This is a genomic window from Pseudomonas sp. P2S-1 (assembly GCF_057197725.1).
Genome location: NZ_CM170068.1, coordinates 5,318,436 through 5,342,453 on the forward strand (window position 1 = coordinate 5,318,436; position 24,018 = coordinate 5,342,453).

The 24,018-nt window shown below is 64.3% G+C and carries 23 protein-coding genes and 1 pseudogene; 14 read left to right on the forward strand and 10 right to left on the reverse strand.

Annotation, left to right across the window (positions count from 1 at the left end; genetic code table 11):
• Positions 1-3 precede the first annotated feature (3 nt).
• Positions 4-891, forward strand: coding sequence for a 3-hydroxyisobutyrate dehydrogenase (gene mmsB / locus AC2CQI_RS23795; RefSeq protein WP_484578067.1), 888 nt, complete (start codon positions 4-6; stop codon positions 889-891).
• Between the two features lie 106 nt (positions 892-997).
• Here mmsB and AC2CQI_RS23800 read toward each other — a convergent pair whose 3' ends face one another.
• The gene (locus AC2CQI_RS23800; protein ID WP_009397672.1) at positions 998-1,342 is read right to left on the reverse strand and encodes a cupin domain-containing protein; all 345 of its coding nucleotides are present in this window, start codon (positions 1,340-1,342) and stop codon (positions 998-1,000) included.
• Positions 1,343-1,426: 84 nt separating this feature from the next.
• A complete protein-coding gene (locus AC2CQI_RS23805) occupies positions 1,427-2,314 on the reverse strand; it encodes a LysR family transcriptional regulator (protein WP_075801556.1) in 888 nt (295 codons plus the stop codon).
• Between the two features lie 115 nt (positions 2,315-2,429).
• On the opposite strand from AC2CQI_RS23805, the gene AC2CQI_RS23810 reads away from it, so the two are divergent.
• Positions 2,430-3,194, forward strand: coding sequence for a sulfite exporter TauE/SafE family protein (locus AC2CQI_RS23810; protein WP_484578068.1), 765 nt, complete (start codon positions 2,430-2,432; stop codon positions 3,192-3,194).
• Here AC2CQI_RS23810 and AC2CQI_RS23815 read toward each other — a convergent pair.
• Complete coding sequence (locus AC2CQI_RS23815; RefSeq protein WP_075801553.1) at positions 3,184-3,498, reverse strand: putative quinol monooxygenase; 315 nt, start codon at positions 3,496-3,498, stop codon at positions 3,184-3,186. The two genes, AC2CQI_RS23810 and AC2CQI_RS23815, sit on opposite strands and share 11 nt — an antisense overlap.
• A gap of 187 nt (positions 3,499-3,685) precedes the next feature.
• Between AC2CQI_RS23815 and mdaB the strand changes: the two genes are divergently transcribed.
• From mdaB to ggt, 3 genes are all read left to right on the forward strand, one after another.
• The gene (gene mdaB / locus AC2CQI_RS23820) at positions 3,686-4,276 is read left to right on the forward strand and encodes an NADPH:quinone oxidoreductase MdaB (RefSeq protein WP_484578069.1); all 591 of its coding nucleotides are present in this window, start codon (positions 3,686-3,688) and stop codon (positions 4,274-4,276) included.
• A 66-nt stretch (positions 4,277-4,342) separates the two neighbouring features.
• The gene (locus AC2CQI_RS23825; RefSeq protein ID WP_484578070.1) at positions 4,343-5,239 is read left to right on the forward strand and encodes a LysR substrate-binding domain-containing protein; all 897 of its coding nucleotides are present in this window, start codon (positions 4,343-4,345) and stop codon (positions 5,237-5,239) included.
• Between the two features lie 81 nt (positions 5,240-5,320).
• Entirely contained in the window at positions 5,321-6,988 is a 1,668-nt protein-coding gene (gene ggt / locus AC2CQI_RS23830) for a gamma-glutamyltransferase (RefSeq protein ID WP_484578071.1), read from the forward strand.
• A gap of 118 nt (positions 6,989-7,106) precedes the next feature.
• On the opposite strand, the gene AC2CQI_RS23835 is transcribed toward ggt, so the two are convergent.
• The 3 genes and pseudogenes from AC2CQI_RS23835 to ypfJ all read right to left on the reverse strand — a co-directional run bounded on the left by AC2CQI_RS23835 (position 7,107) and on the right by ypfJ (position 10,214).
• A complete protein-coding gene (locus AC2CQI_RS23835; protein WP_484580659.1) occupies positions 7,107-7,970 on the reverse strand; it encodes a methyl-accepting chemotaxis protein in 864 nt (287 codons plus the stop codon).
• A gap of 39 nt (positions 7,971-8,009) precedes the next feature.
• A pseudogene (locus AC2CQI_RS23840) lies at positions 8,010-9,026 on the reverse strand (methyl-accepting chemotaxis protein); the annotation flags it as partial.
• Between the two features lie 309 nt (positions 9,027-9,335).
• A complete protein-coding gene (ypfJ, locus tag AC2CQI_RS23845; RefSeq protein ID WP_484578072.1) occupies positions 9,336-10,214 on the reverse strand; it encodes a KPN_02809 family neutral zinc metallopeptidase in 879 nt (292 codons plus the stop codon).
• Between the two features lie 197 nt (positions 10,215-10,411).
• On the opposite strand from ypfJ, the gene pcaH reads away from it, so the two are divergent.
• Both pcaH and pcaG read left to right on the forward strand, forming a co-directional pair.
• Complete coding sequence (pcaH, locus tag AC2CQI_RS23850; protein WP_075801547.1) at positions 10,412-11,131, forward strand: protocatechuate 3,4-dioxygenase subunit beta; 720 nt, start codon at positions 10,412-10,414, stop codon at positions 11,129-11,131.
• Positions 11,132-11,142: 11 nt separating this feature from the next.
• Positions 11,143-11,748, forward strand: coding sequence for a protocatechuate 3,4-dioxygenase subunit alpha (pcaG, locus tag AC2CQI_RS23855; protein WP_075801546.1), 606 nt, complete (start codon positions 11,143-11,145; stop codon positions 11,746-11,748).
• A 132-nt stretch (positions 11,749-11,880) separates the two neighbouring features.
• Here the strand turns inward: pcaG and AC2CQI_RS23860 are convergent, their stop codons facing one another.
• Positions 11,881-12,189, reverse strand: coding sequence for a putative quinol monooxygenase (locus AC2CQI_RS23860; protein ID WP_075801545.1), 309 nt, complete (start codon positions 12,187-12,189; stop codon positions 11,881-11,883).
• Positions 12,190-12,249: 60 nt separating this feature from the next.
• Between AC2CQI_RS23860 and AC2CQI_RS23865 the strand changes: the two genes are divergently transcribed.
• Entirely contained in the window at positions 12,250-12,654 is a 405-nt protein-coding gene (locus AC2CQI_RS23865) for a VOC family protein (RefSeq protein ID WP_484578073.1), read from the forward strand.
• On the opposite strand, the gene AC2CQI_RS23870 is transcribed toward AC2CQI_RS23865, so the two are convergent.
• Entirely contained in the window at positions 12,655-14,370 is a 1,716-nt protein-coding gene (locus AC2CQI_RS23870) for an FAD-dependent oxidoreductase (protein ID WP_484578074.1), read from the reverse strand.
• Positions 14,371-14,532: 162 nt separating this feature from the next.
• On the opposite strand from AC2CQI_RS23870, the gene AC2CQI_RS23875 reads away from it, so the two are divergent.
• The 3 genes from AC2CQI_RS23875 to AC2CQI_RS23885 all read left to right on the forward strand — a co-directional run bounded on the left by AC2CQI_RS23875 (position 14,533) and on the right by AC2CQI_RS23885 (position 17,281).
• Complete coding sequence (locus AC2CQI_RS23875; protein ID WP_484578075.1) at positions 14,533-15,309, forward strand: IclR family transcriptional regulator; 777 nt, start codon at positions 14,533-14,535, stop codon at positions 15,307-15,309.
• Between the two features lie 279 nt (positions 15,310-15,588).
• Entirely contained in the window at positions 15,589-16,404 is an 816-nt protein-coding gene (locus AC2CQI_RS23880; protein ID WP_484578076.1) for a sugar phosphate isomerase/epimerase family protein, read from the forward strand.
• Positions 16,405-16,420: 16 nt separating this feature from the next.
• Positions 16,421-17,281 carry a DMT family transporter gene (locus AC2CQI_RS23885; protein WP_075801540.1) on the forward strand — a complete coding sequence of 287 codons (861 nt, stop codon included), beginning with the start codon at positions 16,421-16,423 and terminating at the stop codon, positions 17,279-17,281.
• Between the two features lie 60 nt (positions 17,282-17,341).
• On the opposite strand, the gene AC2CQI_RS23890 is transcribed toward AC2CQI_RS23885, so the two are convergent.
• Positions 17,342-18,682: an MFS transporter gene (locus tag AC2CQI_RS23890; protein ID WP_075801539.1), complete on the reverse strand. Its 1,341-nt coding sequence runs from the start codon at positions 18,680-18,682 to the stop codon at positions 17,342-17,344.
• Positions 18,683-18,968: 286 nt separating this feature from the next.
• On the opposite strand from AC2CQI_RS23890, the gene quiC reads away from it, so the two are divergent.
• Positions 18,969-20,885: a 3-dehydroshikimate dehydratase QuiC gene (quiC, locus tag AC2CQI_RS23895; protein WP_484578077.1), complete on the forward strand. Its 1,917-nt coding sequence runs from the start codon at positions 18,969-18,971 to the stop codon at positions 20,883-20,885.
• Between the two features lie 248 nt (positions 20,886-21,133).
• Positions 21,134-21,802 (forward strand): TetR/AcrR family transcriptional regulator, encoded by a 669-nt coding sequence (locus AC2CQI_RS23900; RefSeq protein WP_075801537.1) that lies wholly within the window; start codon positions 21,134-21,136, stop codon positions 21,800-21,802.
• Positions 21,803-21,838: 36 nt separating this feature from the next.
• Here AC2CQI_RS23900 and AC2CQI_RS23905 read toward each other — a convergent pair whose 3' ends face one another.
• The gene (locus AC2CQI_RS23905) at positions 21,839-22,699 is read right to left on the reverse strand and encodes a shikimate dehydrogenase (protein ID WP_484578078.1); all 861 of its coding nucleotides are present in this window, start codon (positions 22,697-22,699) and stop codon (positions 21,839-21,841) included.
• A gap of 157 nt (positions 22,700-22,856) precedes the next feature.
• On the opposite strand from AC2CQI_RS23905, the gene AC2CQI_RS23910 reads away from it, so the two are divergent.
• On the forward strand, positions 22,857-24,011 hold the full coding sequence (locus AC2CQI_RS23910; protein WP_484578079.1) for an alkaline phosphatase family protein: 1,155 nt from the start codon (positions 22,857-22,859) through the stop codon (positions 24,009-24,011).
• The last annotated feature ends 7 nt before the right edge of the window (positions 24,012-24,018 follow it).

Consider the following 24,018-nt stretch of genomic DNA (forward strand, 5'->3'; position numbering starts at 1 on the left):
ATCATGCGTATCGCATTCGTGGGACTGGGCAACATGGGCGCGCCGATGGCGCGCAACCTGATCAAGGCCGGGCACAGCCTCAACCTGTTCGACCTCAACACCACCGTCCTCGCCGAACTGGCGGAGCTGGGCGGACATATCAGCGACTCGCCACGGGATGCGGCGAGCAATGCCGAACTGGTCATCACCATGCTTCCGGCAGCGGTTCACGTGCGTAGCGTTTATCAGGGCGAGAACGGCGTGCTGGCCGGCGTGCGTGCCGGTACTCCGGTAGTGGACTGCAGCACCATTGACCCGCAGACCGCCCGTGATGTCTCCGCTGCGGCGAAGAAGCAGGGCGTGGACATGGGCGATGCGCCGGTATCGGGTGGCACCGGTGGTGCGGCGGCCGGCACCCTGACCTTCATGGTCGGTGGCAGCGATGAGCTGTTCGCCACGCTGCAGCCGGTGCTGGCGCAGATGGGGCGCAATATCGTGCACTGCGGCGATGTCGGTACCGGGCAGATCGCCAAGATCTGCAACAACCTGCTGCTGGGGATTTCCATGGTCGGCGTGTCTGAGGCCATGGCCCTGGGCAATGCCCTGGGCATCGACACCCAGGTGCTGGCCGGGATCATCAATAGCTCGACCGGGCGCTGCTGGAGCTCCGATACCTACAACCCATGGCCGGGGATCATCGAAACGGCGCCGGCGGCGCGCGGGTATACCGGTGGCTTTGGCGCGGAGCTGATGCTCAAGGACCTGGGGCTGGCGACCGAGGCGGCAAAGCAGGCGCACCAGCCGGTGATTCTCGGGGCGGTGGCGCAGCAGCTGTATCAGGCGATGAGTTTGCGTGGGGATGGCGGGAAGGACTTCTCGGCGATTGTGGAGAGTTACCGCAAGCCTGAATGATGTGTTGTTCTTGAGGACCTCATCGCTGGCAAGCCAGCTCCCACAGGTTTCGCGGCGCACGCGGACCTTGTGGGAGCTGGCTTGCCAGCGATAGGGCCCTCAAGGCTCAGGCAAATACGAAATACTTGCGCACCGTCTCGACCACTTCCCAGGTCCCCTTCATCCCCGGTTCGACGATGAAGATATCCCCGGCGCGCAGATGGATCGGCTCCTGGCCATCAGGGGTGATCACGCAGTAGCCTTCCTGGAAATGGCAGTACTCCCACTTCTCGTAGGCCACCCGCCATTTGCCCGGGGTGCAGATCCAGGTGCCCATGATCTTGCTGCCGTCTTCGCTGGTGTAGGCGTTGAGGTTGACGGTATGCGGGTCGCCCGCCAGTTTTTCCCATTTGCAGGCGTCGAGTACCGGCAGCGGATGGGTATCGCGAAGGACGACGATTGGCTTGCTCATAAGGGCTCCGTCAGACAGTTGAAAGAGTCCGCAGCCTAGCGAGCCGGTCCGTCCGGCAATTGCCTGTGCTCGACGTCCAGTTGTCTAAATACGCGGCGCCAGGGCATCGAGCAGGGCCAGCGCCTGGCCTGGCAGGGTGGCGAAATCCCGCGCGCAAAGCAGCAATCGGCGCTGCGCCCACTCCTCCTGCAAGGCCACGCTGTGCAACGGCAGCACGCCTTGCCAGCGCCGCACCGCCGCCAGCGGCACGATGCCCAGCCCGGCGCCATGGGCGACCATGCGGATCACCCCGTCGAAGCCCTCGGCGCGGACCCGTACCTGCATGCGCCGGCCGAGGTGCAGCGCCTGTTCTTCCAGGTGAAGGGCCAGGGCGCTGCTGGCGCCGAGGCCGACGTAACCGTGATCGAGGGAGCGGGGGAAGCCAGGGTTATCCACAGCCGCGAGCGGGTGGTCGGGCGCCATGATCAGCACCAAGGGATCATCGCGAAATGGCCGGGTCTGAAGGTCGCCGGTGGCCACTGCGGTGGAAACGATACCGAGGTCGGCGATGCCCTGGCCGAGCGCCTGGACGATGCGCAGGCTCGGCAGCTCCTGGATATCCACATCGATCTGCGGCCGCTGGCGCAGGAACCCGGCAAGCAACTCCGGCAGGTACTCGGTCAGCGCCGCGGTATTGCACAGCAGGCGAACCTGGCCATGCAGGCCGCTGGCGTACTGGGCCAGGTCGAATTGCAGACGCTCCACCTGCTGGCCGATCTGCCGGGCATGGGTGACCAGCGCCTGGCCCGCCGGAGTGGGTTGCACGCCACGGCGATTACGTTCCAGCAAGGCGACGCCCAGCGAACTCTCCATCGCCCGGATCCGCGCACTGGCGGCGGGCAGCGACAGATGACTGCGCTGCGCGCCGGCGGTGATGTTGCCGCATTCCACGGTGTGGAGGAAAAGGCGGAGGTCAGTGAGGTCGAAGTGCATGGGTGCGGCCGCTGCGAATGGACTAGCGGAGTGTAGGTGAGCCTATGTCCAGGCGATAGGCAGACTGCTGTAATCATGAATAGGCTATTGATCGTGATCCGGGCACTATTTCCACATGAACACCTTCCTAGCCTTCTACCAACAAATCGGACCAGCCCTGACCCTGCTGGTCATCCTCACCTTCCTCCTGGCCGGCGCGGTCAAGGGTGTGATCGGCCTCGGCCTGCCCACCATCGCCATGGGCCTGCTCGGCCTGGCTATGCCTCCCGCGCAGGCAGCCGCGCTGCTGATCGTCCCCTCGACCCTTACCAATATCTGGCAACTGGCAAGCGGCGGGCATCTGCGTGGCCTGGTCAAACGCCTGTGGCCCATGCTGCTGATGATCTTCCTCGGCACCCTGGCCGGCAGCGCCTGGCTGGGGATCAGCAGCGGTGCCTGGGCGGCCCATGCCTTGGGCGCGGCGTTGCTGCTGTATGCACTGGTGGGATTGTGGTTGCCGCCGTTCAGCCTGAAGCCGGGGCAGGAGAGGTGGCTGGGACCGTTGTGTGGCGCCTTGACCGGGCTGATCACCGCCGCCACCGGCGTCTTCGTGATCCCGGCAGTACCTTACCTCGGCGCGCTGGACCTGGACCGCGATGAACGGGTCCAGGCACTGGGCCTGTCCTTCACCGTGTCGACCGTTGCCCTGGCCATCGGCCTGGCCGGGCAGGACGCGCTGGGCGGCGAGGCCCTGGGCGCGTCATTGCTGGTGCTGGCGCCGGCGCTGCTGGGGATGTTCGTCGGCCAGTGGCTGCGCCAGCGCATCAGCGCCCAGGTGTTCAAGCGCTGCTTCTTCATCGGCCTGGCGCTGCTCGGCGCGCACCTGATGATCAACGGCTAGCTGAGGACTCGCTGAGCATTTCGATCAACTGGATATCGAAGTCCCGCTCCAGGTAGTCCATGCGCCGTTCGAAGAATTCAGTCATGTGCGGCAGGGCGGAATGCACGTCCAGCGCCGCCTTGCTGGCCCAGATTTCGTAGAAGACGAACAGGCTCGGGTCTTCCTTGTCGCGCAGCATGTGGTACTCGATGCAGCCCGGCTCGGCGCGGCTTGGCTCCACGTAGGCGCGGAACAGCTTTTCAAACGCCTCGGCCTGTTCCGGACGGGTCTTGGCCTTGAGGATGAAGCCGTAGGGTTCGCTCATGGGATCGCTCTCCAAAGAAGTGAGGTGCTGATTCTATTTCAATAATCGCTCGCCAATTCGTGCTTTACGGTCAAAAGTATTTTGCCCGCGCGACGGTTTTTCCCTCGCCTGCTGCCGCTTAATCTGCCGCCATCCAGATATCCCGGTCCCCCTCGATGCGGACCCAAACGAATGATGAGGCAGTGCAATGAAAAAGATCCTGTTGCTCAACGGCGGCAAGCAATTTGCCCACTCCGATGGCCGCCTGAACGAAACCCTGCATGAAACCGCGCTGGCCTTCCTCGACCGCGCCGGCTACGACGTGAAGACCACCTATATCGACGGTGGCTACGACAACCAGGAAGAAGTCGAGAAGATCCTCTGGGCCGACGTGGTCATCTACCAGATGCCCGGCTGGTGGATGGGCGCACCCTGGACCGTCAAGCAGTACCTCGACGAGATCTTCACCGCCGGCCACGGCAGCCTCTACGCCAGCGACGGCCGTACCCGCGCCGACGGTTCGAAGAAGTACGGCAGCGGCGGCCTGATCCAGGGCAAGCAGTACATGCTGTCGCTGACCTGGAACGCACCGCAGGAGGCGTTCGACGAGCCCGGTCAGTTCTTCGAGGGCAAGGGCGTGGACGCGGTGTACTTCCCGTTCCACAAGGCCAACGAGTTCCTCGGCATGAGCCGCCTGCCGACCTTCCTCGCCACCGACGTGATGAAGCGCCCCGACGTGCCGGCCACCGTGGCCGCCTACGAGGCGCACCTCGCCCAGGTATTCGGCAGCAAGGCCTGATCGCGCCTTGCGTATCGCGCGGCGACGGGCTATCACTCTGCCCGTCGCCAGTCGTGAGGTCGTTTCGTGAAAGCCAGGTCCGATGAGTTGCAAGCGTTCGTCTCGGTCATCGAGTGCGGTTCGATTTCCGCCGCTGCCGAGCAGGGCGGGCAGACGCCCTCGGCGATCAGCCGTACCCTGTCGCGCCTGGAAAGCAAGCTCGGCACCACGCTGATCAACCGCACCACGCGGCGCATGGACCTGACCGAGGAAGGGCGCTTCTTCTTCGAGCGGGCCAAGGCGATCCTGCAGCAGATGGAAGACCTCGAAGAGCATCTGTCGCAGCATCACCAGACGCCGTCCGGGCGCCTGCGGGTCAATGCCGCGCTGCCGTTCATGCTCCACGCCATCGTGCCCTGGGTCGGTGAGTTCCGCGCGCTGTACCCGCAGATCCAGCTGGAGTTGAACACCAACGACCTGATCATCGACCTGCTGGAACAGAGTACCGACGTGGCGATCCGCATCGGCGACCTGGCCGACTCCAGCCTGCATGCCCGCTCCCTCGGCTGCAGTCCGCTGAACCTGCTGGCCAGCCCCGAGTATCTCGAACGCCACGGCACCCCGACCCGGATCGAGGAGCTGGCGCAGCACACCCTGATCGGTTTCACCCAGACCGAAACCCTCAACCACTGGCCGCTGCGCCATGCCGAGGGTGATCGCTGGCTGATCCGCCCGACGCTCACCGCCTCCAGCGGCGAAACCGTGCGCGCCCTGGCCCTGGCCGGCGAGGGCATCGTCTGCCTGTCGCATTTCATGACCCATGAGGACATTCGCAGCGGTCGCCTCAAGGTCATCCTGGGCGAGGCCAACAGCGGCTATCGCCAGCCGATCAACGCGGTGTACTACCGCAACTCGCAACTGGCCTTGCGCATCCAGTGCTTCCTCGATTTCATCCAGCACAAGCTCTCTGCCTACGCCTGCTGACGAAACGTCCCACCTCGTTTGATAACTCGTCCTTCATGGGCCTTAATGAGTGTTCAACGAAAACAACACCAGGGACGTTTTATGCGCGTAGTGATGCTTCGAACCTTGGGCTTTTCTGCGGCGATTCTCGCCAGCTCAACAGCTTTTGCCGTAACGCTGGAAGGCGGCGCCGTTGCCGCACCCGATCAATATGGCGCACAGGTCGCCGCCGACATCCTCAAGAAGGGCGGCAACGCAGTAGATGCCGCGGTCGCCACTGCCTTCACCCTTGCCGTGACCTACCCTGAAGCCGGCAATATCGGCGGCGGCGGGTTCATGACCCTGTACATGGACGGCAAGGCGTATTTCCTCGACTACCGCGAAGTGGCGCCCAAGGCGGCCACGCGCAACATGTACCTCGACGACAAGGGTGAGATTATCGAGAACCTCAGCCTGGTCGGTGCCCGTGCGGCGGGTGTGCCGGGCACGGTGATGGGCTTGTGGGAGGCGCATAAAAAGTTCGGCAAGCTGCCGTGGTCCGAACTGCTGACCCCGGCCGTGGGCTACGCGAAGAACGGCTTCAAGGTCGCCGAAAAACAGTACCAGTACCGCGAAGATGCCCAGGGCTTGTTCAAGGACAGCACCAACTTCAACGACTACTTCGGCCAAATGAAGATCGGCGAGACCTTCAAGCAGCCGGAGCTGGCGCAAACCCTGGAGCGCATCGCCGACAAGGGCGTCAGCGAGTTCTACCAAGGCAAGACCGCCGACCTGCTGGTGGCGCAGATGCAGGCCAGCAACGGCCTGATCACCAAGGACGATCTCAAGGACTACAAGGCGCTCTGGCGCGAGCCGATGCGCATCGACTGGCGCGGCAACGTGGTCTACACCGCGCCGCTGCCCAGCTCCGGTGGTATCGCGCTGGCCCAGTTGCTGGGGATCAAGGAGCAGCGTGCGGCTGACTTCAAGGGCGTCGAGCTGAACTCGGCGCGCTATATCCACCTGTTGGCGGAGATCGAAAAGCGCGTGTTCGCCGACCGTGCCGATTACCTCGGTGACCCGGCCTTCGCCAAGGTGCCGGTGGCCGAACTGGTGGCTCCGGAGTACCTGGCAAAGCGGGCGAAGGAGGTCAATCCGACGGCGATTTCGGAAACCGAGAAGGTCCGTCCGGGCCTCGAGCCACACCAGACCACGCACTTCTCCATCGTCGACAAGCAGGGCAATGCGGTGAGCAACACCTACACCCTGAACTGGGACTACGGCAGCGGCATGGTGGTCAAGGGCGCGGGCTTCCTGCTCAACGACGAGATGGATGACTTCAGTTCCAAGCCCGGGGTGGCGAATGCCTTCGGCGTGGTGGGTGGCGATGCCAATGCCATCGAGCCGGGCAAGCGCATGTTGTCGTCCATGAGCCCGAGCCTGGTGACCCGCGATGGCCAGGTTACTTTGGTGCTGGGTACACCGGGTGGGTCGAGGATTTTCACTTCGATCTTCCAGGTGCTGAACAACTTGTATGACTACGACCTGCCGCTGGAGAAAGCCGTTGCGGCGCAGCGGGTTCATCACCAGTTGCTGCCCAAGGACACCATTTACTTCGATGGCTATGCGCCGTTGACCGGTGAGGTGGCGCAGGAGCTGAAGAAGATGGGGTATACCCTGGAGGATCAGGGCTGGGAGATGGGGGATGTGCAGGCGATCAGGGTGACTGGCGGGAAGCTGGAGACGGCTTCGGATCCGCGGGGGAGAGGGGTGGGTCAGGTAGTCAAGTAAGGCTTTAGACCGCTATCGCTGGCAACGCCAGCTCCCACAGGTATCGTGTCGACCACAATTTTTGTGACCGGCAGAGAACCTTGTGGGAGCTGGCGTTGCCAGCGATTGGCCCTTCAGGTCAGACCCGGAAGTGACTGACCATCATCTGCAACTGATTCCCCAACCGCGCCAGTTCGACACTGGACGCCGCTGTCTCTTCACTCGCCGAAGCGGTCTGCTCCGAGACATCCCGCACACTCAGGATGCTCCGGCTGATTTCCTCGGCCACGGCACTCTGCTGCTCCGCCGCCGCCGCGATCTGCTGGTTCATCGACTGGATGTCCGACACCACACGGGTGATGCTTTCCAGTGAAGTGCCGGCCTTGCGAGTCAGCTCGACTCCACTGTCGGTCAGGCTGCGGCTGCCGAGCATGATATTGGCGACCTGCTGGGTGCCGCTCTGCAGGCCGGCGACCAGTTCTTCGATCTCTTCGGTGGACTTCTGCGTCCGTTGCGCCAATCCACGTACCTCGTCGGCGACCACCGCGAACCCACGCCCGGCTTCCCCGGCACGGGCCGCTTCGATCGCCGCGTTGAGCGCCAGCAGGTTGGTCTGCTCGGCCACCGACTTGATCACGTCCATGACGCTGCCGATCTTCTGGCTTTCCTTCTGCAGCTCGGCCATGGCCTCGGTGGAGCGCTGCACTTCGCCCGCCAGCTTCTCGATCTGGGCGATGGCCTGGGACACCACCTCGTCACCGGCACGGGCCTGGCGGTCGGCATCGGTGGCGGCTTCCGAGGCATGCTCGGCGTTGCGCGCGACTTCCTGCACCGTGGTCGCCATTTCATGCATGGCGGTGGCGACCTGGTCGGTCTCGCTCTTCTGGTTGTTGGCGCCGGCACTGGTCTGCTCGGTCACGGCGGACAGCTCTTCGGCCGCGCTGGCGATCTGGGTGACGCCATCGCGAATGCCACTGATCAGCTCGCGCAGGGTGGTGCCCATGCGCTGGATGCCCTGTTGCAGCACGCCCAGTTCGTCACGGCGGCTGACCCGCTGTTCGTGGGTCAGGTCACCGGCGGCGATGCGCTCGACCACGGCCATGGTTTCGCGCAGTGGACGGGTGATCTGGCGGGTGATGATCAGTGCGGCGGCGATGCCGACGAGCAGCGCCAGCAGCGTGGCGATCAGTTGCAGGCTGCGGGCCTGGGCGCTTTCGGCGTCGCGGCGTTCCAGCTGGATCTTGTACAGGGCTTCGCTGCGCTCGACGATGTCGTAGCCCTGCTTGGTCATTTCGGCACGGGCGGCGGCGATGTCGGCGACGGCACCCTTGTAGCGGTTCAGGGCGTCGCGGTAGCTGGTCACGGCTGCCTGGAACTGCTGGATGCGCGCGGCCTCGTTGGGCAGGGTCTGGCCGAGCTGACGCGCGTAGTCGAGGGCGTTGTCCAGCTGGCGCAGGGCGGTCTGCTCGCTCTGGGTGGAGTTGTCGGCGATATAGCCGCGGACTTCGAAACGCACCTGCAGCAACTGCTCCTTGGCCGCGCTGGCGGCACGGTACTGCTCGAGGCGTGCGGCATCGCTATCGCCCTGGCCGAGGACATCGCGGTTGATGTTGTCGATCAGTTGCAGGGCGGCGGCGGCGGTGGTTTCCAGGTCCGCACGGGCGGCGGCGCTGGCCTTGTAGGTGGCGCGCATGCGGTCGAGGGTGACCTGGTAGGCGGCGATGATCTGCGCCTGCTCGTTGAGCAGCTTGAGGTTTTCCGGGCTCTTGAAGGTCTTCAGCAGCATCTGTTGCTGCTGGTTGAACTCGTTGAGCTTGACCTGCACGTTGTTGGCGGTGGCGTCGTCGCCGTTGGCCAGCATGTATTGCAGGCGGGCGACCCGCAGGTTGGTCAGGTCGCTGTTCAGGCGGGTGATATCGCTCATCCAGTTGCTGCGCTGGATCAGGCTGCCCAGGCTGTTCCAGCCGGTCAGGGCGAGCAGGGCGGTGAGCACCAGGACCAGGCCGAAGCCAAGGCCGAGCTTGAGATTGACGCTGATGTTGGCAAACCAACTGTTCATGGGTTCCCTCCAGGAAAGGTGTGATCGGCGGTCGCTGAAGGTTGTTTTTCTTGGAGGCCAGCGGGCGTTGAGGAGGCTTTATCGGCGTAAAGACGGCGAGCTGAAACGCTTTTTCATAAAAACCGACAAAAATACTCAACAAGATGTGACAAGCCCCGCAAATGCGGGGCTTGCAAGATGGTTTCGCGGTTGAGGTTTTGTGGAGAGGCTGATGGCCCTATCGCTGGCAAGCCAGCTCCCTCAGGGTTCTGTGGCGACTCGGACCCTGTGGGAGCTGGCTTGCCAGCGATGAGGCCCTCAAGAACACCATCAGAGCACTTTGGCCTTGAAGGTATCGCACTGGTTAATATCCCCCTTGTCGAACCCGGCCTTGAACCACTTCACCCGCTGCGCCGAGGTGCCATGGGTAAACGAGTCCGGCACCACCCGGCCCTGGCCCTGCTGCTGCAAACGGTCGTCACCGATGGCATTGGCGGCATTCAGCGCCTCTTCCACATCCCCCGGCTCCAGCCAGTTGTGCCGCTGCTGCGCCTGGTAGGCCCAGACCCCGGCAAAGCAGTCCGCCTGCAACTCCTGGCGCACCAGCAGGCCGGTCGCGCCCTCGACCCGCTGGCCACTGCGCCGTGCATCGTTGACCTTGGCCGAGATCCCCAGCAGGGTCTGCACGTGATGGCCGACCTCATGGGCGATCACATAGGCCTGGGCAAAGTCGCCCGCCGCCGCGAAGCGCTGTTCCATTTCGCGGAAGAAACTCATGTCCAGGTATACCCGCTGGTCTGCCGGGCAATAGAAGGGCCCGGTGGCCGAGCTGGCGAAGCCGCAGGCGGAATTCACCTGGCCGCTGAACAGCACCAGCTTCGGGTCCTTGTACTGCAAGTTGGCCTGGGCAAAGATCGCCCGCCAGGTGTCCTCGGTATCGCCCAGAATGCTGGCGACGAACTGGCTGCCTTCATCATTGGCCGCTGGACGCGATGCAGTCTGCGATTGGGTCGGCGCGCCCTGCTGCATCTGCCCGGCCAGTTGCCCGAGGATCTGCATCGGGTCTTGCCCGGTGAGCAGGCCGATGCCGACGATCAGCACCACCGCGCCCAGGGTCAGGCCCTTGCCGCCGCCCATGCGCATTCCGCCCGAGCCTTCGCCCCGGGCATCGACCACGTTGTCGCTGCGTCTGCCTTTTCGCCATTGCATGGGTGTTTCTCCACAAGGGTGGTGTCGTCGCCCTAAAGGTTAGTCCAGTCACGAGACATACGGTTACACATAACCATATGGTTATGAATGGAGTAGGACAATTCAGTTTTCCCCGGGTTCTGGACGGGAGACACTTTGCCGCACCACCCGCCCGTCCTGATCGGGCTCTCCATAAATCCAAGAACAGGAGAACGGCAATGTCTGCTACAGACAACAGTCGCTTCGTTATCCGTGATCGAAACTGGCACCCGAAAGCCTTCACCCCCGACTACAAGACCTCCATCGCCCGCTCCCCGCGCCAGGCGCTGGTCAGCATCCCGCAGTCGATCAGCGAAAGCACCGGCCCGGACTTTTCCCACCTGCGCTTCGGCGAGCATGACAACGACCTGCTGCTGAACTTCAACAACGGTGGCCTGCCCGTTGGCGAGCGCATCCTGGTCACAGGCCGGGTCTTCGACCAGTACGGCAAGCCGATCCCCAATACCCTGGTGGAAATGTGGCAAGCCAACGCCGGCGGCCGCTATCGCCACAAGAATGACCGCTACCTGGCGCCGCTGGACCCGAACTTCGGTGGTGTCGGCCGTGCCCTGACCGACAGCGAAGGCCGCTATAGCTTCCGCACCATCAAGCCGGGCCCGTACCCATGGCGCAATGGCCCGAACGACTGGCGTCCGGCGCACATCCACTTCTCCATCAGCGGCCCGTCGATCTCGACCCGCCTGATCACCCAGCTGTACTTCGAAGGTGATCCGCTGATCCCGCTGTGCCCGATCGTCAAGAGCATCGCCAACCCGGCTGCGGTCGACCTGCTGATCGCCCGCCTGGACATGAGCAACGCCAACCCGATGGACTGCCTGGCGTACCGCTTCGACATCGTCCTGCGCGGCCAGCGCGCCACCCACTTCGAAAACCGCTGAGGAGCTCCGTCATGCCTATCGAACTGCTGCCGGAAACCCCTTCGCAGACCGCCGGCCCCTACGTCCATATCGGCCTGGCCCTGGAAGCCGCCGGCAACCCGACCCGCGACCAGGAAATCTGGAGCCAGATGGCCAAGGACGGCGCGCCGGGCGAGCACATCCTGGTGATCGGCAACGTCTATGATGGCAACGGCCACCTGGTGCGCGACTCCTTCGTCGAGTTCTGGCAGGCCGACCACAACGGTGCCTACCAGACCGATTACAACCTGGAAAACGCCTTCAACGGTTTCGGCCGTACCGCCACCACCTTCGATGCCGGTGAGTGGACCATGCAGACCATCAAGCCGGGCGTGGTGAAGAACGCCGCGGGCGTGCCGATGGCGCCGCACATCAACATCAGCCTGTTTGCCCGGGGCATCAACATCCACCTGCAGACCCGCATCTACTTCGATGACGAGGCCGAGGCCAATGCCAAGGACCCGGTGCTCAACCTGATCGAGCAGCCACAGCGCCGCGAGACCCTGGTGGCCAAGCGTTGCGAAGTGGATGGGAAGACGGCGTATCGCTTCGATATCCGCATCCAGGGGGAAGGGGAGACGGTGTTCTTCGACTTCTGATGCATGGCCTGGGCAGCTCTGTTGCTCTCCAGGCCCTCATCGCTGGCAAGCCAGCTCCCACAGGTTTTGCGGTGCACGCGATCCCTGTGGGAGCTGGCTTGCCAGCGATGAGGCCCTCACATCCACTACAAATCAGCCTGCCCGCTTGCCATTGAAGGCCAGCACCTCCCCCTCCACCACATCCTGCCGAACGATCAACGGCTCCACCATCGGCCGGCTGGCGAGGAAATGCGCCGTCAGCATATGCGCCTCGAACGCCGCCTCGCTCTCGTACACCTCGTACAACCACACCAGATCCGGCTCACTGAAATCACGGATCACATCGAACACCAGGCACCCCGGTTCATCCCTCACCGAACTGGCCGCATTGACCCGCATCGCCTCCATGAAACGCGCCAGGCTGCCGGGCTGCAATTGGGTCTTGAGTAGAAGGCTGTACACGTCGAACTCCTTTTTGTCTTATATTTGCGAAAAATTGTATACAAAAACGGAGCCGAAACCATGCCTGTCCGTCCAAGCCGTCTCAATGGCCTGCGCCATCTCGCGATCCTGGTGCCCAATCTCGAAGCCTGCGAGCGCTTCTACGTGGATGTGCTGGGCATGGAAGTGCTGCACCGCGCCAACGAGGACCTGGTCTACCTGACCTGCGGCAACGACAACCTGTCCCTCGGTCGCTCCTTTGCCCCGAGCAGCGGCGTGCAGGCGGTGGATCACTATGGGTTCGTGGTCGACAGCCTCGACGAGTTGCGCGCCTGGCATGCCTATCTGAAGGAGTGCGGGGTGACCCTGCTGGACAAGCCGTTCGCCCATGGCGACGGGACCTGGAGCTTCCACCTGCTGGACCCTGCGGGGAACAAGGTCCAGCCGATCTATCACCCGGCGATTTCCGGGCAACGCTTCAACTGATCACTCGTAGGCGGTCGCCCCGGCGATATGGCGGGCGGCGATGTAGCCGAAGGTCAGCGCTGGCCCAAGGTTGATCCCGCCCGCCGGGTAGTGGCCGCCCATGATGCTGGCCATGTCGCAGCCTGCCGCATACAGGCCGGCGATCGGTTGCTGATCGCCGTCGAGCACCTGGGCATGTTCGTTGGTACGCAGGCCGGCGAAGGTGCCGAAGCAGCCCGGTTCGACCTTCACGGCATAGAACGGCCCCTGCTCGATGGGCGCCACGCAAGGGTTCGGGCCGTGCAGCGCATCGCCCTGCTTGCGGTTGTAGAGCGTGCTGCCGCGACCAAACTGCGGGTCTTCACCAAGGCGGGCATGGTGGTTGTATTCGGTGACCGTATCGATCAGCCCACGGGCTTCGATGCCGCATTGATTGGCCAGATCATGCAGGCTGTCGGCGCGCTTGAGGTAGCCGTTGCGCACCAGCGCGGTGGTCGGCAGGGGGAAGGGGCGGGCGATGCCGAGGCCATAGCGGCGCTGGAAAGTGTGGTCGCAGATCAGCCACGACTCGACCTTCTCCCCCGGCGCTGCCGCGACCATGGCGCTGACGTAGTCGTAGTAGCCACCGGCTTCGTTGACGAAGCGCTGGCCGTTGCTCAGCACGCCGATGATCCCCGGCTTGCCGCGCTCGATGATGTGCGGGAAATGACCGCTGCTGCCGTCGCTGTACGGCACCTTCGACACCGGCGCCCAGGCCACCGGGCTGTGCAGGTCGTCGGCGACCTTGCCGCCGGCGCTTTCACCGAGCCGCAGGCCGTCGCCATTGGCCGAGAGCGGCGGCAGGGCGAGGTGCTCGTGGCCGGTGGGCGTGCGCGGGAACATCGCCTTGCGTCGCTCGATATCGTTGGGGAAGCCGCCAGCGGCCAGCACCACGGCGCGGGCCTTGATGGTCACGTCGCCCTTGGCCGTCTGCACCACGGCGCCAACCACCTTGCCATCATCCCGCAGCAGGCGACGGGCCGGCGCCGACTCCCAGAGCAGCACGCCGAGGTCTTCCGCCGACTTCGCCAGCCGCGCCACCAGGGCCACGCCATTGACCAGGTGCAGCGCGCGGCCGTGGGTCGCCAGGCCGACCAGGTGGCGGGTGATGCGCTTGCCCACATGCAGCAGCGAGCGCCACGAGCGGGTCAGGGTGAGGAAGGCGGTGAGGTCCTTGCCGGCCATGATCGGCATGCCCCAGAACGCGGTTTCGCGCAGGGTCCGGCGCAGGCGCTTGAGCAGCTTGCCGGTCTCGCGGGCGTCGTAGGGCGCGGCGATCACCGAGCGGCCACCGGTACCGGCGCCGGGGGTATCGCCATGGATATCGGCGATGCCATTGCCGTCGGCGAATTGCAGGCGGGTATGTTTTTCGAAGAAGCCGACCATGTTCGGCGCGGCTTCGAGGAAGGCGTCGATCAGCGGCGCGTTGAAGCGCTCGCCCAGTTCATGTTCCAGGTAGGTGCGCGGTGCCGAACGCTCCTCGATGATGCCGGCCCGCTGCGCCAGCGGATTGCACGGCACCCAGGCCCAGCCGCCGGACCAGGCGGTGGCACCGCCGAACACCGGATCCTTCTCGACCACTATGACCTTCTGCCCGTGCCACGCGGCCGTGACCGCCGCGCTGAGGCCGGCGGCGCCGGAACCTATCACCAGGACATCGCACTCGACGGTGCGGGATTGGGCGGGCAGAGCGGTCATGGACAATCCTCGGGATGTTATTTTCTGGAACTTGATTCCATAATCGCTAATCGCGCCGACGCTGCCAAGGAGCCGTTGGCAAAGTTGGGCGAAGATCGAACAGTGGTTTGCGCTTTGTCCGGCGCTCTTTAGAATTCGCCCATATTTTCAAGGACCATGACCATGGCCGGCAGTCAGATCGAACGCGCACTCAGCCTTATCGAAAGCCTTACCCGCGAGCCTCGCGGGCTGCCGATGCAGACCCTGGCCGAGCAACTGGACATCCCGAAAAGCGCGACCCACCGCATGCTCGCCGAGCTGATCCGCCTGGGCTACGTGCGGCAGAACCCTGAGAACAGCCGCTACTTGCTGAGCACCCGGCTGGTGGCCATGGGCTTTCGATACCTGGCCAACAGTGGCGCGGATATCGTCCAGCCGATCCTCGACGAGCTGGCGCGCAAGAGCGGCGAGCTGGTGCGCCTCGGGGTGATCGAGGGCGAGCGGCAGACCTGGATCGCCAAGTCCCAGGGCGCGCGTTCCGGGCTCAAGTACGACCCGGACATGGGCCGGGATGCGCCGTTGTTCTACAGCGCTTCGGGGCATGCGTGGCTGGCCAGCCTGAGCGATGCCCAGGCGTTGCTGCTGGTGGAGCGCCAGGGCGTGGGGCCGGCCGAAGACTTCGGGCCGAATGCGCCGAAGTCCAATGCCGAGCTGCTGGAGCGCCTGCGCCTGGCCCGGGAGCGCGGGTATGCCTGGGTGGTGGAGAGTTCGGCGGTGGGGATGTCCGCGCTGGCGGCGGTTGTCGCGGATCCGAAGGATGGCCGGGCGGTCGGGGTGGTGAGCATTGCCGGGCCGACGGCGCGGATGAGTGAGGCGCGGATGCATGAGCTGGCGCCGGTGCTGCTGGAGACTGTGCAGGAGCTGGCGGCGGCGAGTCCGGCTTCCGAGTTGTTCAGCTAATTTTGCTTTGATCTCTCGGGCCTCATCGCTGGCAAGCCAGCTCCCACAGGGATCGCGTGCACCGCTGAACCTATGGCATTCAGAATCAGCCAAGGATTTGGTGATCACCGCGGACACTGTGGGAGCTGGCTTGCCAGCGATAGGGCCCGCAAAACCAGCACATCATTTTCAGAAACCCATTGATCCCAGGGTCTCCCTGTTTTTCTGCTTGCAATGAAACTGGAACCAAGTTCTAAATAATTGCAGTCAGAACAACAACCCCAAGAGACCCCCGCGAACATGAGCCAACGAATCTTATCCCTGGCCGCCCTGACCGTGCTCGAGCTGTCCCCGCCGGACATGGTCGAGGTCGCTGCCCGTGCCGGCTACAGTCATGTCGGCCTGCGCCTGGAACCCGCCACTCCCGAAGAACACCACTTCCCCCTGGTCCGCGACGCCGACCTGCGCCGACAGACCGCCGAGCGCCTGCGCGATACCGGGATCAAGGTGCTGGATATCGAGATCCTGCGGCTCAAGCCGGACACCCGGGTCGCTGATTTCGATGCGCTACTGGCGGTCGGTGCCGAGTTCGGTGCCAGCGAACTGCTGGTCGCCGGCAACGACCCGGACCAGGCGCGCATGACCGACAACCTCGCCGCCCTCTGCGACCTGGCCGCGAAATACGGCATCTACCCGCACCTGGAATTCATGCCCTGGACCGACGCGAAGAACCTCACCCAGGCCTGGGACATCGTCAGCGCCGCCGACCGCGAAAACGCCTGCGTGCTGGTTGATGCCTTCCACTTCGACCGCTCTGCCTCGCGCCTGGAAGACCTGCGCCAGATCCCGGCCTCGCGCATGCGCTACCTGCAACTTTGCGACGTCGCCGGGCCACGGCCGGACGACATGGCCGAGATCCTGCGTCAGGCGCGCAACGAGCGGCGTTTCCCCGGTGACGGCGATTGCGACCTGCGCGGGCTGCTCGCCAGCGTTGCCCCCGACATGCCCCTGAGTCTGGAAATCCCCACCCGGCAACTGCTGGAGCAGGGCGTGTCCGCACTGCAGCGGGCGCAGTGGGCGCTGGACAAGACCCATTCCGTACTGAGCCACCTCTAACGCCCGAGCCGCGCCCATGCCCTCTGTCAGTCAACCGTTCAAAGGCATCCTCCTGGTCGTTCTCGCGACCTTCCTGTTTTCCAGCCACGACGCCATGTCGAAGTACCTGTCGGGGTTCTATCCGATCGTCTGGGTGGTCTGGGCGCGCTATCTGGTTCACACCCTGCTGATGCTCGGCATCTTCCTGCCCCAGGCCGGGCTGCGCGGGTTGTACACCCGCCGGCCACGGCTGCAGGCGGCACGGGCGCTGTGCCTGCTCGGCTGCAGCCTGCTGTTCACCAAGGCGTTGCAGTACCTGCCGCTGGCCGAGGCGACGGCGGTGAACTTCCTCGCCCCGCTGATGGTGACGGCGCTGTCTGTACCGCTGCTGAAGGAGTCGGTGAGCAAGGGGCAATGGATCGCGGTGCTGGCGAGCTTCGTCGGGGTGCTGATCATCGTTCATCCGGGCGGCGCGCTGTTCACCCCGGCGGTGCTGCTGCCGTTCGGCTCGGCGACCTGTTTCTGCTTCTACCAGATCCTCACCCGCAAGCTGAGCCAGGTGGACAGCCCGACCGCCACCAACTTCTTCACCGGGCTGTTCAACACCCTGGTGATGAGCGCGCTGGTGCCGTTCTTCTGGACCGTCCCGACCCTCACCCACGGCCTGATGACCCTGGCCCTGGGCACCTTCGGCATGCTCGCGCACCTGTTCCTGACCCAGGCCTTCCGCAATGCGCCACCGGCGATGCTGGCGCCGTTCAGCTATTGCCAGATCGTCTTCGCCGGGTTGATGGGCATCGTGCTGTTCGGCCAGAGCCCGGACCAGTGGGGCGTGATCGGCATCGCCATCGTCTGCCTCAGCGGGCTGGCGGCGGCCTGGCTGCAACGGCGGCGCTGAAACGCAAACGGGGCCTGTCCGGTGAAGGACAGGCCCCGTTCGGGGTGACGCAGGTGCGGATCAGTCTTCGACTTTAGGCACTTTGCGCGGCGCCATGAAGTACATCCAGGTCAGGGCGATGAAGTACATCGCCGGGATCATGGTGAACAGCACGGTGTAGTTGTTGTTGGTGGTGGTCAGCACGTAGCCGACGATCTGGGTCATGAACATGCCGCCGATGGCTGCGCACATGCCGCCGAAGCCGAACACGGTGCTCATCATGTGCTTGGGCGTGTAGTCCATCACCAGGCTCCAGATGTTGGCGGTCCAGGCCTGGTGCGCGGCGATGGCCAGGGAGATCGCCAGTACCGCGACCCACAGGCTACTGGCGCCGGCGGCGAAGATCACGCCGATGATGGTGGCGGCGAACAGGGCCATCGACATCAGGCGCGCCTTGACCGGATTGACACCGCGGCCGATCAGGAACGACGAGAGGATGCCGCCACCGACGCTGCCGAAGTCGGCGCTGAGGTAGATCACGATCAGCGGGATACCCATCTGGGTGACGCTGATGCCCAGGCTGTATTGCTGGTTCAGGAACGGCGGCAGCCAGTACAGGTAGAACCAGAACACCGGCGCGGTGATCGAGTAGGCCAGGGCGAAGGCCCAGGTGCCACGCATGCGCAGGATCCGCGAGAACGGCACGCCTTTCTGCTCGGGTTCGGCTTCGCCCATCACGTAGGCACGTTCGGCGGCGGTTACGCTGGGATGGTCTTCAGGGTTGAAGTACTTCAGGCCCCAGAAGATCACCCAGACCAGGCCCAGTGCGCCCATGGCCATGAACGCGGCCTGCCAGCCCCACACGGTGAGGATCAGCGGCAGCAGCATCGGGGTGAACATCGCACCGACGTTGGTGCCGGCGTTGAAGATACCGGTGGCCACGGCGCGCTCACCGGCCGGGAACCACAGGCGGGTGGTCTTGACGCAGGCCGGGTAGTTGGCGGCTTCGGTCAGGCCGAGGATAAAGCGGCAGACCATGAAACCGACCGCGGAGGTGGCCAGGCCGTGGGCACCTGTCGCCAGGCTCCAGAGCAGTACCGCGCAGAAGAACACGCGCTTGACGCCGACCTTGTCGATCAGCCGGCCTTGCAGGACGAAGCCGATCGCGTAGCCGACCTGGAACCAGAAGTTGATGTTGGCGTAGTCCATCGCCGTCCAGCTCATCTCCTTGGCGAGGATGGGCTGCATGACGCCGAGGGCGGCGCGGTCGATGTAGTTGAGGGTGGTAGCGAAGAAGACCAGGGCTAACATGACCCAACGGGTCTTGCCGACGGCCATGGCGCCGCGGATCTTGTCGCCGATACCTGCGTGCGGGTTGCTGCTCAGCGGCTGGGCAGCGGGAGTGCTGGAGCTGTGGATCATCGTGGGTTACCCGTATTTTTATGTTTATGGGTCAAGCCTTTGTGACGCAAGAAAAGCGGGCATTACAGGTTATTTGGCAGGATCGGCGTAACGGTCTGGCCGAGTAGCCTGCTTCATGGTTGGAAATGGTGCGCCACTGCTCAAAAAAGGGTCAATTCGTCTCAACGCATTTCGGGCGATAATCGCACACAAAACTAACCAGTTCGTACCTTTTTCTTGAGCGGATTTTCGCCCCGGCCAATAATTCTCACAAGTTTGGGCACTGCCTGCCCGTAGGAGACTGAAGATGCAGCGTTCGATTGCCACCGTGTCCCTGAGCGGCACCCTGCCGGAAAAGCTCGAAGCCATAGCCGCCGCGGGTTTCGACGGTGTCGAGATCTTTGAAAACGACCTGCTCTACTACGACGGCAGCCCCCGTGAAATCCGCCAGCGCTGCGCCGACCTGGGCCTGGATATCACCCTGTTCCAGCCGTTCCGCGACTTCGAAGGCTGCCGTCGCGACCGTCTGTCGCGCAACCTCGACCGCGCCGAGCGCAAGTTCGACCTGATGCAGGAACTGGGCACCGATTTGGTGCTGGTGTGCAGCAACGTTGCCGCCGATGCCCTGGGCGACAAGCAGATTCTCGTCGATGACCTGGGCCTGCTGGCCGAGCGTGCCGGCGCGCGCAACCTGCGTATTGGCTATGAAGCGCTGGCCTGGGGCCGCCACGTCAACCAGTGGCAGCAGGTCTGGGACATCGTTCGCGAGGCGAACCACCCGGCGCTGGGGATGATCCTCGACAGCTTCCACACCTACTCGATCAAAGGCGATCCGAGCGGGATCGCCGAGGTACCGGGCGACAAGATCTTCTTCGTGCAGATGGCCGACGCGCCGATCCTGGCCATGGACGTGCTGGAGTGGAGCCGGCATTTCCGCTGCTTCCCGGGCCAGGGCGAGTTCGACCTGCCGGCGTTCCTCGCGCCGATCCTAAAGGCCGGTTATCGCGGCCCGCTGTCCCTGGAAATCTTCAACGATGGCTTCCGCGCCGCGCCGCCTCGGGCCAATGCCGCCGACGGCCTGCGTTCGCTGCTGTACCTCGAGGAGAAGACCCGCGAGCGCCTGCTGCAGACCGCGCCGGCCGTTGCCGCGGAACCGGACCTGCTGTTCGCGCCGCCGGCGGCGGATACCTATGACGGCGTCGAATTCCTCGAATTCGCCGTGGACGATGCCTCCGGTGCCAAGCTCGGTGGCTGGCTGCAAGGCCTTGGCTTCGCCAAGGTCGGCCAGCATCGCTCGAAGAATGTCAGCCTGCTGCGCCAGGGCGATATCAACCTGATCCTCAACGCCGAGCCGTACTCCTTCGCCCACAACTTCTTCGAAAGCCACGGCCCGTCGCTGTGCGCCACTGCTGTGCGGGTCAAGGACAGCGCCAAGGCCCTGGCCCGTGCCGTGGGTTATCACGGCCAGCCCTATCGCGGCCTGGTCGGTCCGAACGAACGCGAGCTGGCGGCAGTCCGTGCGCCGGATGGCAGCCTGATCTACCTGGTGGACCAGGGCGCCGATGGCCAGACCATCTACGACACCGACTTCAGTCTCAAGGGCGCCGAGGCCGCGAACAGCCTCGGCCTGACCCGCATCGACCACATGGCCATGGCCCTGCCGGCCGATGGCCTGGACACCTGGGTGCTGTTCTACAAGAGCCTGCTGGACTTCAAGGCCGACGACGAAGTGGTGCTGCCGGACCCTTACGGCCTGGTGAAAAGCCGCGCGCTGCGCAGCCAGTGCAGCAGCATCCGCCTGCCGCTGAACATCTCGGAGAACCGCAATACGGCGATCTCCCATGCCCTGTCGCACTACCGTGGCTCGGGCGTGCATCACATCGCCTTCGATTGCGAGGACATCTTCACCGCGGTGAAGAAGGCCAAGGAGGCGGGCGTGGCCCTGCTGGACATCCCGCTGAACTACTACGACGACCTGGCGGCGCGCTTCGATTTCGACGACGAGTTCCTCAGCGAACTGGCGTACTACAACGTGCTGTATGACCGCGATGCCAATGGTGGCGAGCTGTTCCATGTGTACACCGAGCCGTTCGAGGATCGCTTCTTCTTCGAGGTGATCCAGCGGCGCAATGGCTATGCCGGGTACGGGGCGGCGAACGTGGCGGTGCGCCTGGCGGCGATGGCCAAGGCGCGCAGTGGTGGCCTGAGACACGCCAAGTTGTAAGGCTTGAGGGCCTCATCGCTGGCAAGCCAGCTCCCACAGGGATAGCGTGCACCGCTAACCCTGTGGCAGTCAGCGCTTGCCAGGGATCTGGTGATCACCGCGGACTCTGTGGGAGCTGGCTTGCCAGCGATAGGGCCCTCAGCAACACCTCACAACTCAAGGTCTATCCCCCTACAAGCCCCAAGGCTTTCTTCTGGTGCAACCGGGGCCCATAATTGCGCCGTTAATCGAAGGCCACCGAGTCCCGTATGACGACTACCCCCGCACTCGCCGAGGCGACGGCCACCACGCCGCGCAAAGGTCGCAAGAACAATCCGGAAAAGACCCGCGAGAACATTCTCCAGGCGGCGATCACCGAGTTCGTCCATCAAGGCCTGGCCGGTGCGCGGGTCGACGCCATCGCCGAGCGCACCCAGACCTCCAAGCGGATGATCTACTACTACTTCAACAGCAAGGAGCAGTTGTACGTCGAGGTGCTGGAGAAGCTCTACGGCGATATCCGCAGCACTGAAAGCAACCTGCACCTGGACGAGCTGGAACCGCGCACCGGCATCCGCCGGCTGATCGAGTTCACCTTCGACCACCATGACCGCAACGTCGATTTCGTGCGCATCGTGTGCAACGAGAACATGCACCACGGCGAATTCGTCAAGCAGTCCACGGCGATCCGTTCGATGAACAACACGGTATTGCGGGCGCTGGACGAGATCCTCCGCCGGGGCGCCGACGAAGGTCTGTTCCGCAAGGGGCTGGATGCACTGGACGTGCATTTGCTGATCAGCTCGTTCTGTTTCTACCGGGTGTCCAACCGCCACACCTTCGGCGAAATATTCCAGATCGATTTCGAAGACCAGGCCGTCAAGGCCCGGCACAAGGAAATGATCTGCGAGTCGGTCCTGCGTTACCTGCAGGCTTGATCCACACCGCGGGCTTGCCCCGCGGTGCGCTTTGCGTCAGTTGCCCAGGCTGTGGAAGTGTTCGGTCATCCGCGATGGATCCGGGCTGATGCCGCTGAACAGCTCGAACGCCTTGACCGCCTGGTACACCGCCATGGTCGCGCCGTTCAGGGTGCGGCAGCCCAGGGCGCGGGCTTCCTTGAGCAGTTCGGTTTCCAGCGGGAAATAGACGATCTCCGCCACCCACAATTCTGCGCGCAGCAGCGCCTTCGGCACCGGCATGCCCGGCAGCTTGGCCATGCCCATGGGCGTGGTGTTGACCAGGCCGCAGGCGGCTTGCATGGCGCTGTCGAGGTCATGGCCGACCTTGGCGCGGGTCCCGTCGAAGTGCTGGTTGAGGTTATCCACAAGGGCCTGGGCCCGTTCGCTTTCCACATCGAAAATGGTCAGCTGTTCCACACCTTCGCTGAGCAGGGCATGGGCCACGGCGGCACCTGCACCACCGGCACCCATCTGCACCACGCGCTGGCGCGAGGCGTCGGTCAGGCCGCGGCGGAAGCCTTCGGCAAAGCCCAGGCAATCGGTGTTGTGGCCGACACGCCGGCCATCCTTGAGCACCACGGTATTCACCGCGCCGATGCCCCGGGCTTCCGGCGACAGGTCGTCGAGCAACGGCAGGATCGCCTGCTTGCACGGGAAGGTGATGTTCAGGCCGGTGAAGCCCATGTACTGGGCGGCGGTCAGCAGTTCTTCGAGGGCGGTGCTGTCGAGCTTGAGCTGGTCGAGGTCGATCAGCCGGTACAGGTAGTTCAGGCCCTGGGCGGCGCCTTCGTGTTCGTGCAGCGCCGGGGTGCGCGAGGCCTGGATGCCCGCGCCGATCAGGCCGGCGAGAACGCCGGGCGGTTTGGCCAGATTCATCGGTAAGACTCCGTTGTTGTTCTTGGCGATTGGAAAAGGAGTTACGACAAAATGTACCGTTTGGTTAAAAGTAATCAACTGCCGGCGACTTTTAGTGTTCGCTGATCGAACAGGGTCGTGCTACACCTTGTGCTTCGAACACGGAGGAGGGCCGCACATGGCGGTGAAAATGGACGTTACCCAGCAGCACACCTGGCCTGGACTGGCCAACCTGAGCCAGTCGATTCTCGCCGCGCTGGGCGCGGTGGGCTTGCGCAATGCCTTCGACCTGGCGCCTTCGTCGGCCACCTGCCTGTTGCTGATCGATGGCCTGGGGCATGAATTGCTGCTGGAGCACGCCGGGCAGGCGCCGTTCCTGGCGGCGTTGCTGCGCCCGGAAGGCGTGTTTCGCGTCGGCTTTCCCGCTACGACCGCAGCGAGCCTGGCGGCCCTGTCCTCGGGGCTGGGCAGTGGGGCGCACGGGATCGTCGGGTGCAGTTTCGCCCTGGATGCCGATAGCGAATTCTCGCCGCTGACCTGGAGCTGTGCGCCGTTCCTGGTGGACAAGGCGTTTACCTCTGCGCCGCCGCCGGAACGCTTCATCGTGCCGCAGACCGCCTGGGAGCAGGCCAGCGAGCAGGGCCTGCGAATCAGCACGGTGATGCCGGCACGCTATGCCGACTCGGCGTACACCCGGGCGATCTATCGCGGCTCGCAGATTCTCGGTGCGCCGTCCTACTACGCCTATCCGGAGCTGGTGCGCGAGGCGCTGAGCGTCAATGCGCCTGCCTACTGCTTCGCTTATTTTGCCGACCTGGACTTCGCCGGGCATCTGTTCGGCCCCGGCTCCGAAGCCTGGCTGGCGCAGTTGCGGGTTGCGGACAAGCTGGCCGAGGCGATCTTCCAGCAACTGCCGCAAGGCGCGCGGCTGCTGGTCACTGCCGACCACGGCATGCTTGGTCTGGACAGCGCCGAGGTCGTGGATTTCGACCGTGAGCCGGGGTTGCAGGAGAGTGTGCTGGCCGTGGCCGGGGATATCCGGGCGCGGCATGTGTATATCGATGCTGCGCGGCATGACCGGGTGCTGGAACGCTGGCGGGATCGGCTGGGGGATTCGTATACCGTGCTGAGCAAGGCCGAGGCGATCGCTGGCGGGTTGTTCGGCGATGTGATGCTGAGCCAGGCGGAAGGGCGGGTCGGGGACCTGATCGTGGTGCCGAATGGCGGCGGGGGGATCATTCGCAGTGTGGTGGAGCCGGCAGCGAGTCGCTGGCAGGGGCATCATGGGGCGTTGACCGATGCCGATCAGGTGGTGCCTTTGCTGATGTGTTGATCTTTCG

Excerpts from the sequence above, each read along its gene's own strand:
- AC2CQI_RS23870 (WP_484578074.1), bottom strand. The coding sequence starts at position 14,370 with ATGACCGCTCTGCCCGCCCAATCCCGCACCGTCGAGTGCGATGTCCTG.
- AC2CQI_RS23900 (WP_075801537.1), top strand. The coding sequence starts at position 21,134 with ATGACGACTACCCCCGCACTCGCCGAGGCGACGGCCACCACGCCGCGC.
- mmsB (WP_484578067.1), top strand. The coding sequence starts at position 4 with ATGCGTATCGCATTCGTGGGACTGGGCAACATGGGCGCGCCGATGGCG.
- quiC (WP_484578077.1), top strand. The coding sequence starts at position 18,969 with ATGCAGCGTTCGATTGCCACCGTGTCCCTGAGCGGCACCCTGCCGGAA.
- AC2CQI_RS23905 (WP_484578078.1), bottom strand. The coding sequence starts at position 22,699 with ATGAATCTGGCCAAACCGCCCGGCGTTCTCGCCGGCCTGATCGGCGCG.
- AC2CQI_RS23880 (WP_484578076.1), top strand. The coding sequence starts at position 15,589 with ATGAGCCAACGAATCTTATCCCTGGCCGCCCTGACCGTGCTCGAGCTG.
- AC2CQI_RS23875 (WP_484578075.1), top strand. The coding sequence starts at position 14,533 with ATGGCCGGCAGTCAGATCGAACGCGCACTCAGCCTTATCGAAAGCCTT.
- AC2CQI_RS23805 (WP_075801556.1), bottom strand. The coding sequence starts at position 2,314 with ATGCACTTCGACCTCACTGACCTCCGCCTTTTCCTCCACACCGTGGAA.
- AC2CQI_RS23810 (WP_484578068.1), top strand. The coding sequence starts at position 2,430 with ATGAACACCTTCCTAGCCTTCTACCAACAAATCGGACCAGCCCTGACC.
- ggt (WP_484578071.1), top strand. The coding sequence starts at position 5,321 with ATGCGCGTAGTGATGCTTCGAACCTTGGGCTTTTCTGCGGCGATTCTC.
- AC2CQI_RS23800 (WP_009397672.1), bottom strand. The coding sequence starts at position 1,342 with ATGAGCAAGCCAATCGTCGTCCTTCGCGATACCCATCCGCTGCCGGTA.
- mdaB (WP_484578069.1), top strand. The coding sequence starts at position 3,686 with ATGAAAAAGATCCTGTTGCTCAACGGCGGCAAGCAATTTGCCCACTCC.
- AC2CQI_RS23910 (WP_484578079.1), top strand. The coding sequence starts at position 22,857 with ATGGCGGTGAAAATGGACGTTACCCAGCAGCACACCTGGCCTGGACTG.
- pcaG (WP_075801546.1), top strand. The coding sequence starts at position 11,143 with ATGCCTATCGAACTGCTGCCGGAAACCCCTTCGCAGACCGCCGGCCCC.
- AC2CQI_RS23890 (WP_075801539.1), bottom strand. The coding sequence starts at position 18,682 with ATGATCCACAGCTCCAGCACTCCCGCTGCCCAGCCGCTGAGCAGCAAC.
- AC2CQI_RS23835 (WP_484580659.1), bottom strand. The coding sequence starts at position 7,970 with ATGGGCACCACCCTGCGCGAGCTGATCAGTGGCATTCGCGATGGCGTC.
- AC2CQI_RS23815 (WP_075801553.1), bottom strand. The coding sequence starts at position 3,498 with ATGAGCGAACCCTACGGCTTCATCCTCAAGGCCAAGACCCGTCCGGAA.
- AC2CQI_RS23885 (WP_075801540.1), top strand. The coding sequence starts at position 16,421 with ATGCCCTCTGTCAGTCAACCGTTCAAAGGCATCCTCCTGGTCGTTCTC.
- ypfJ (WP_484578072.1), bottom strand. The coding sequence starts at position 10,214 with ATGCAATGGCGAAAAGGCAGACGCAGCGACAACGTGGTCGATGCCCGG.
- AC2CQI_RS23865 (WP_484578073.1), top strand. The coding sequence starts at position 12,250 with ATGCCTGTCCGTCCAAGCCGTCTCAATGGCCTGCGCCATCTCGCGATC.
- pcaH (WP_075801547.1), top strand. The coding sequence starts at position 10,412 with ATGTCTGCTACAGACAACAGTCGCTTCGTTATCCGTGATCGAAACTGG.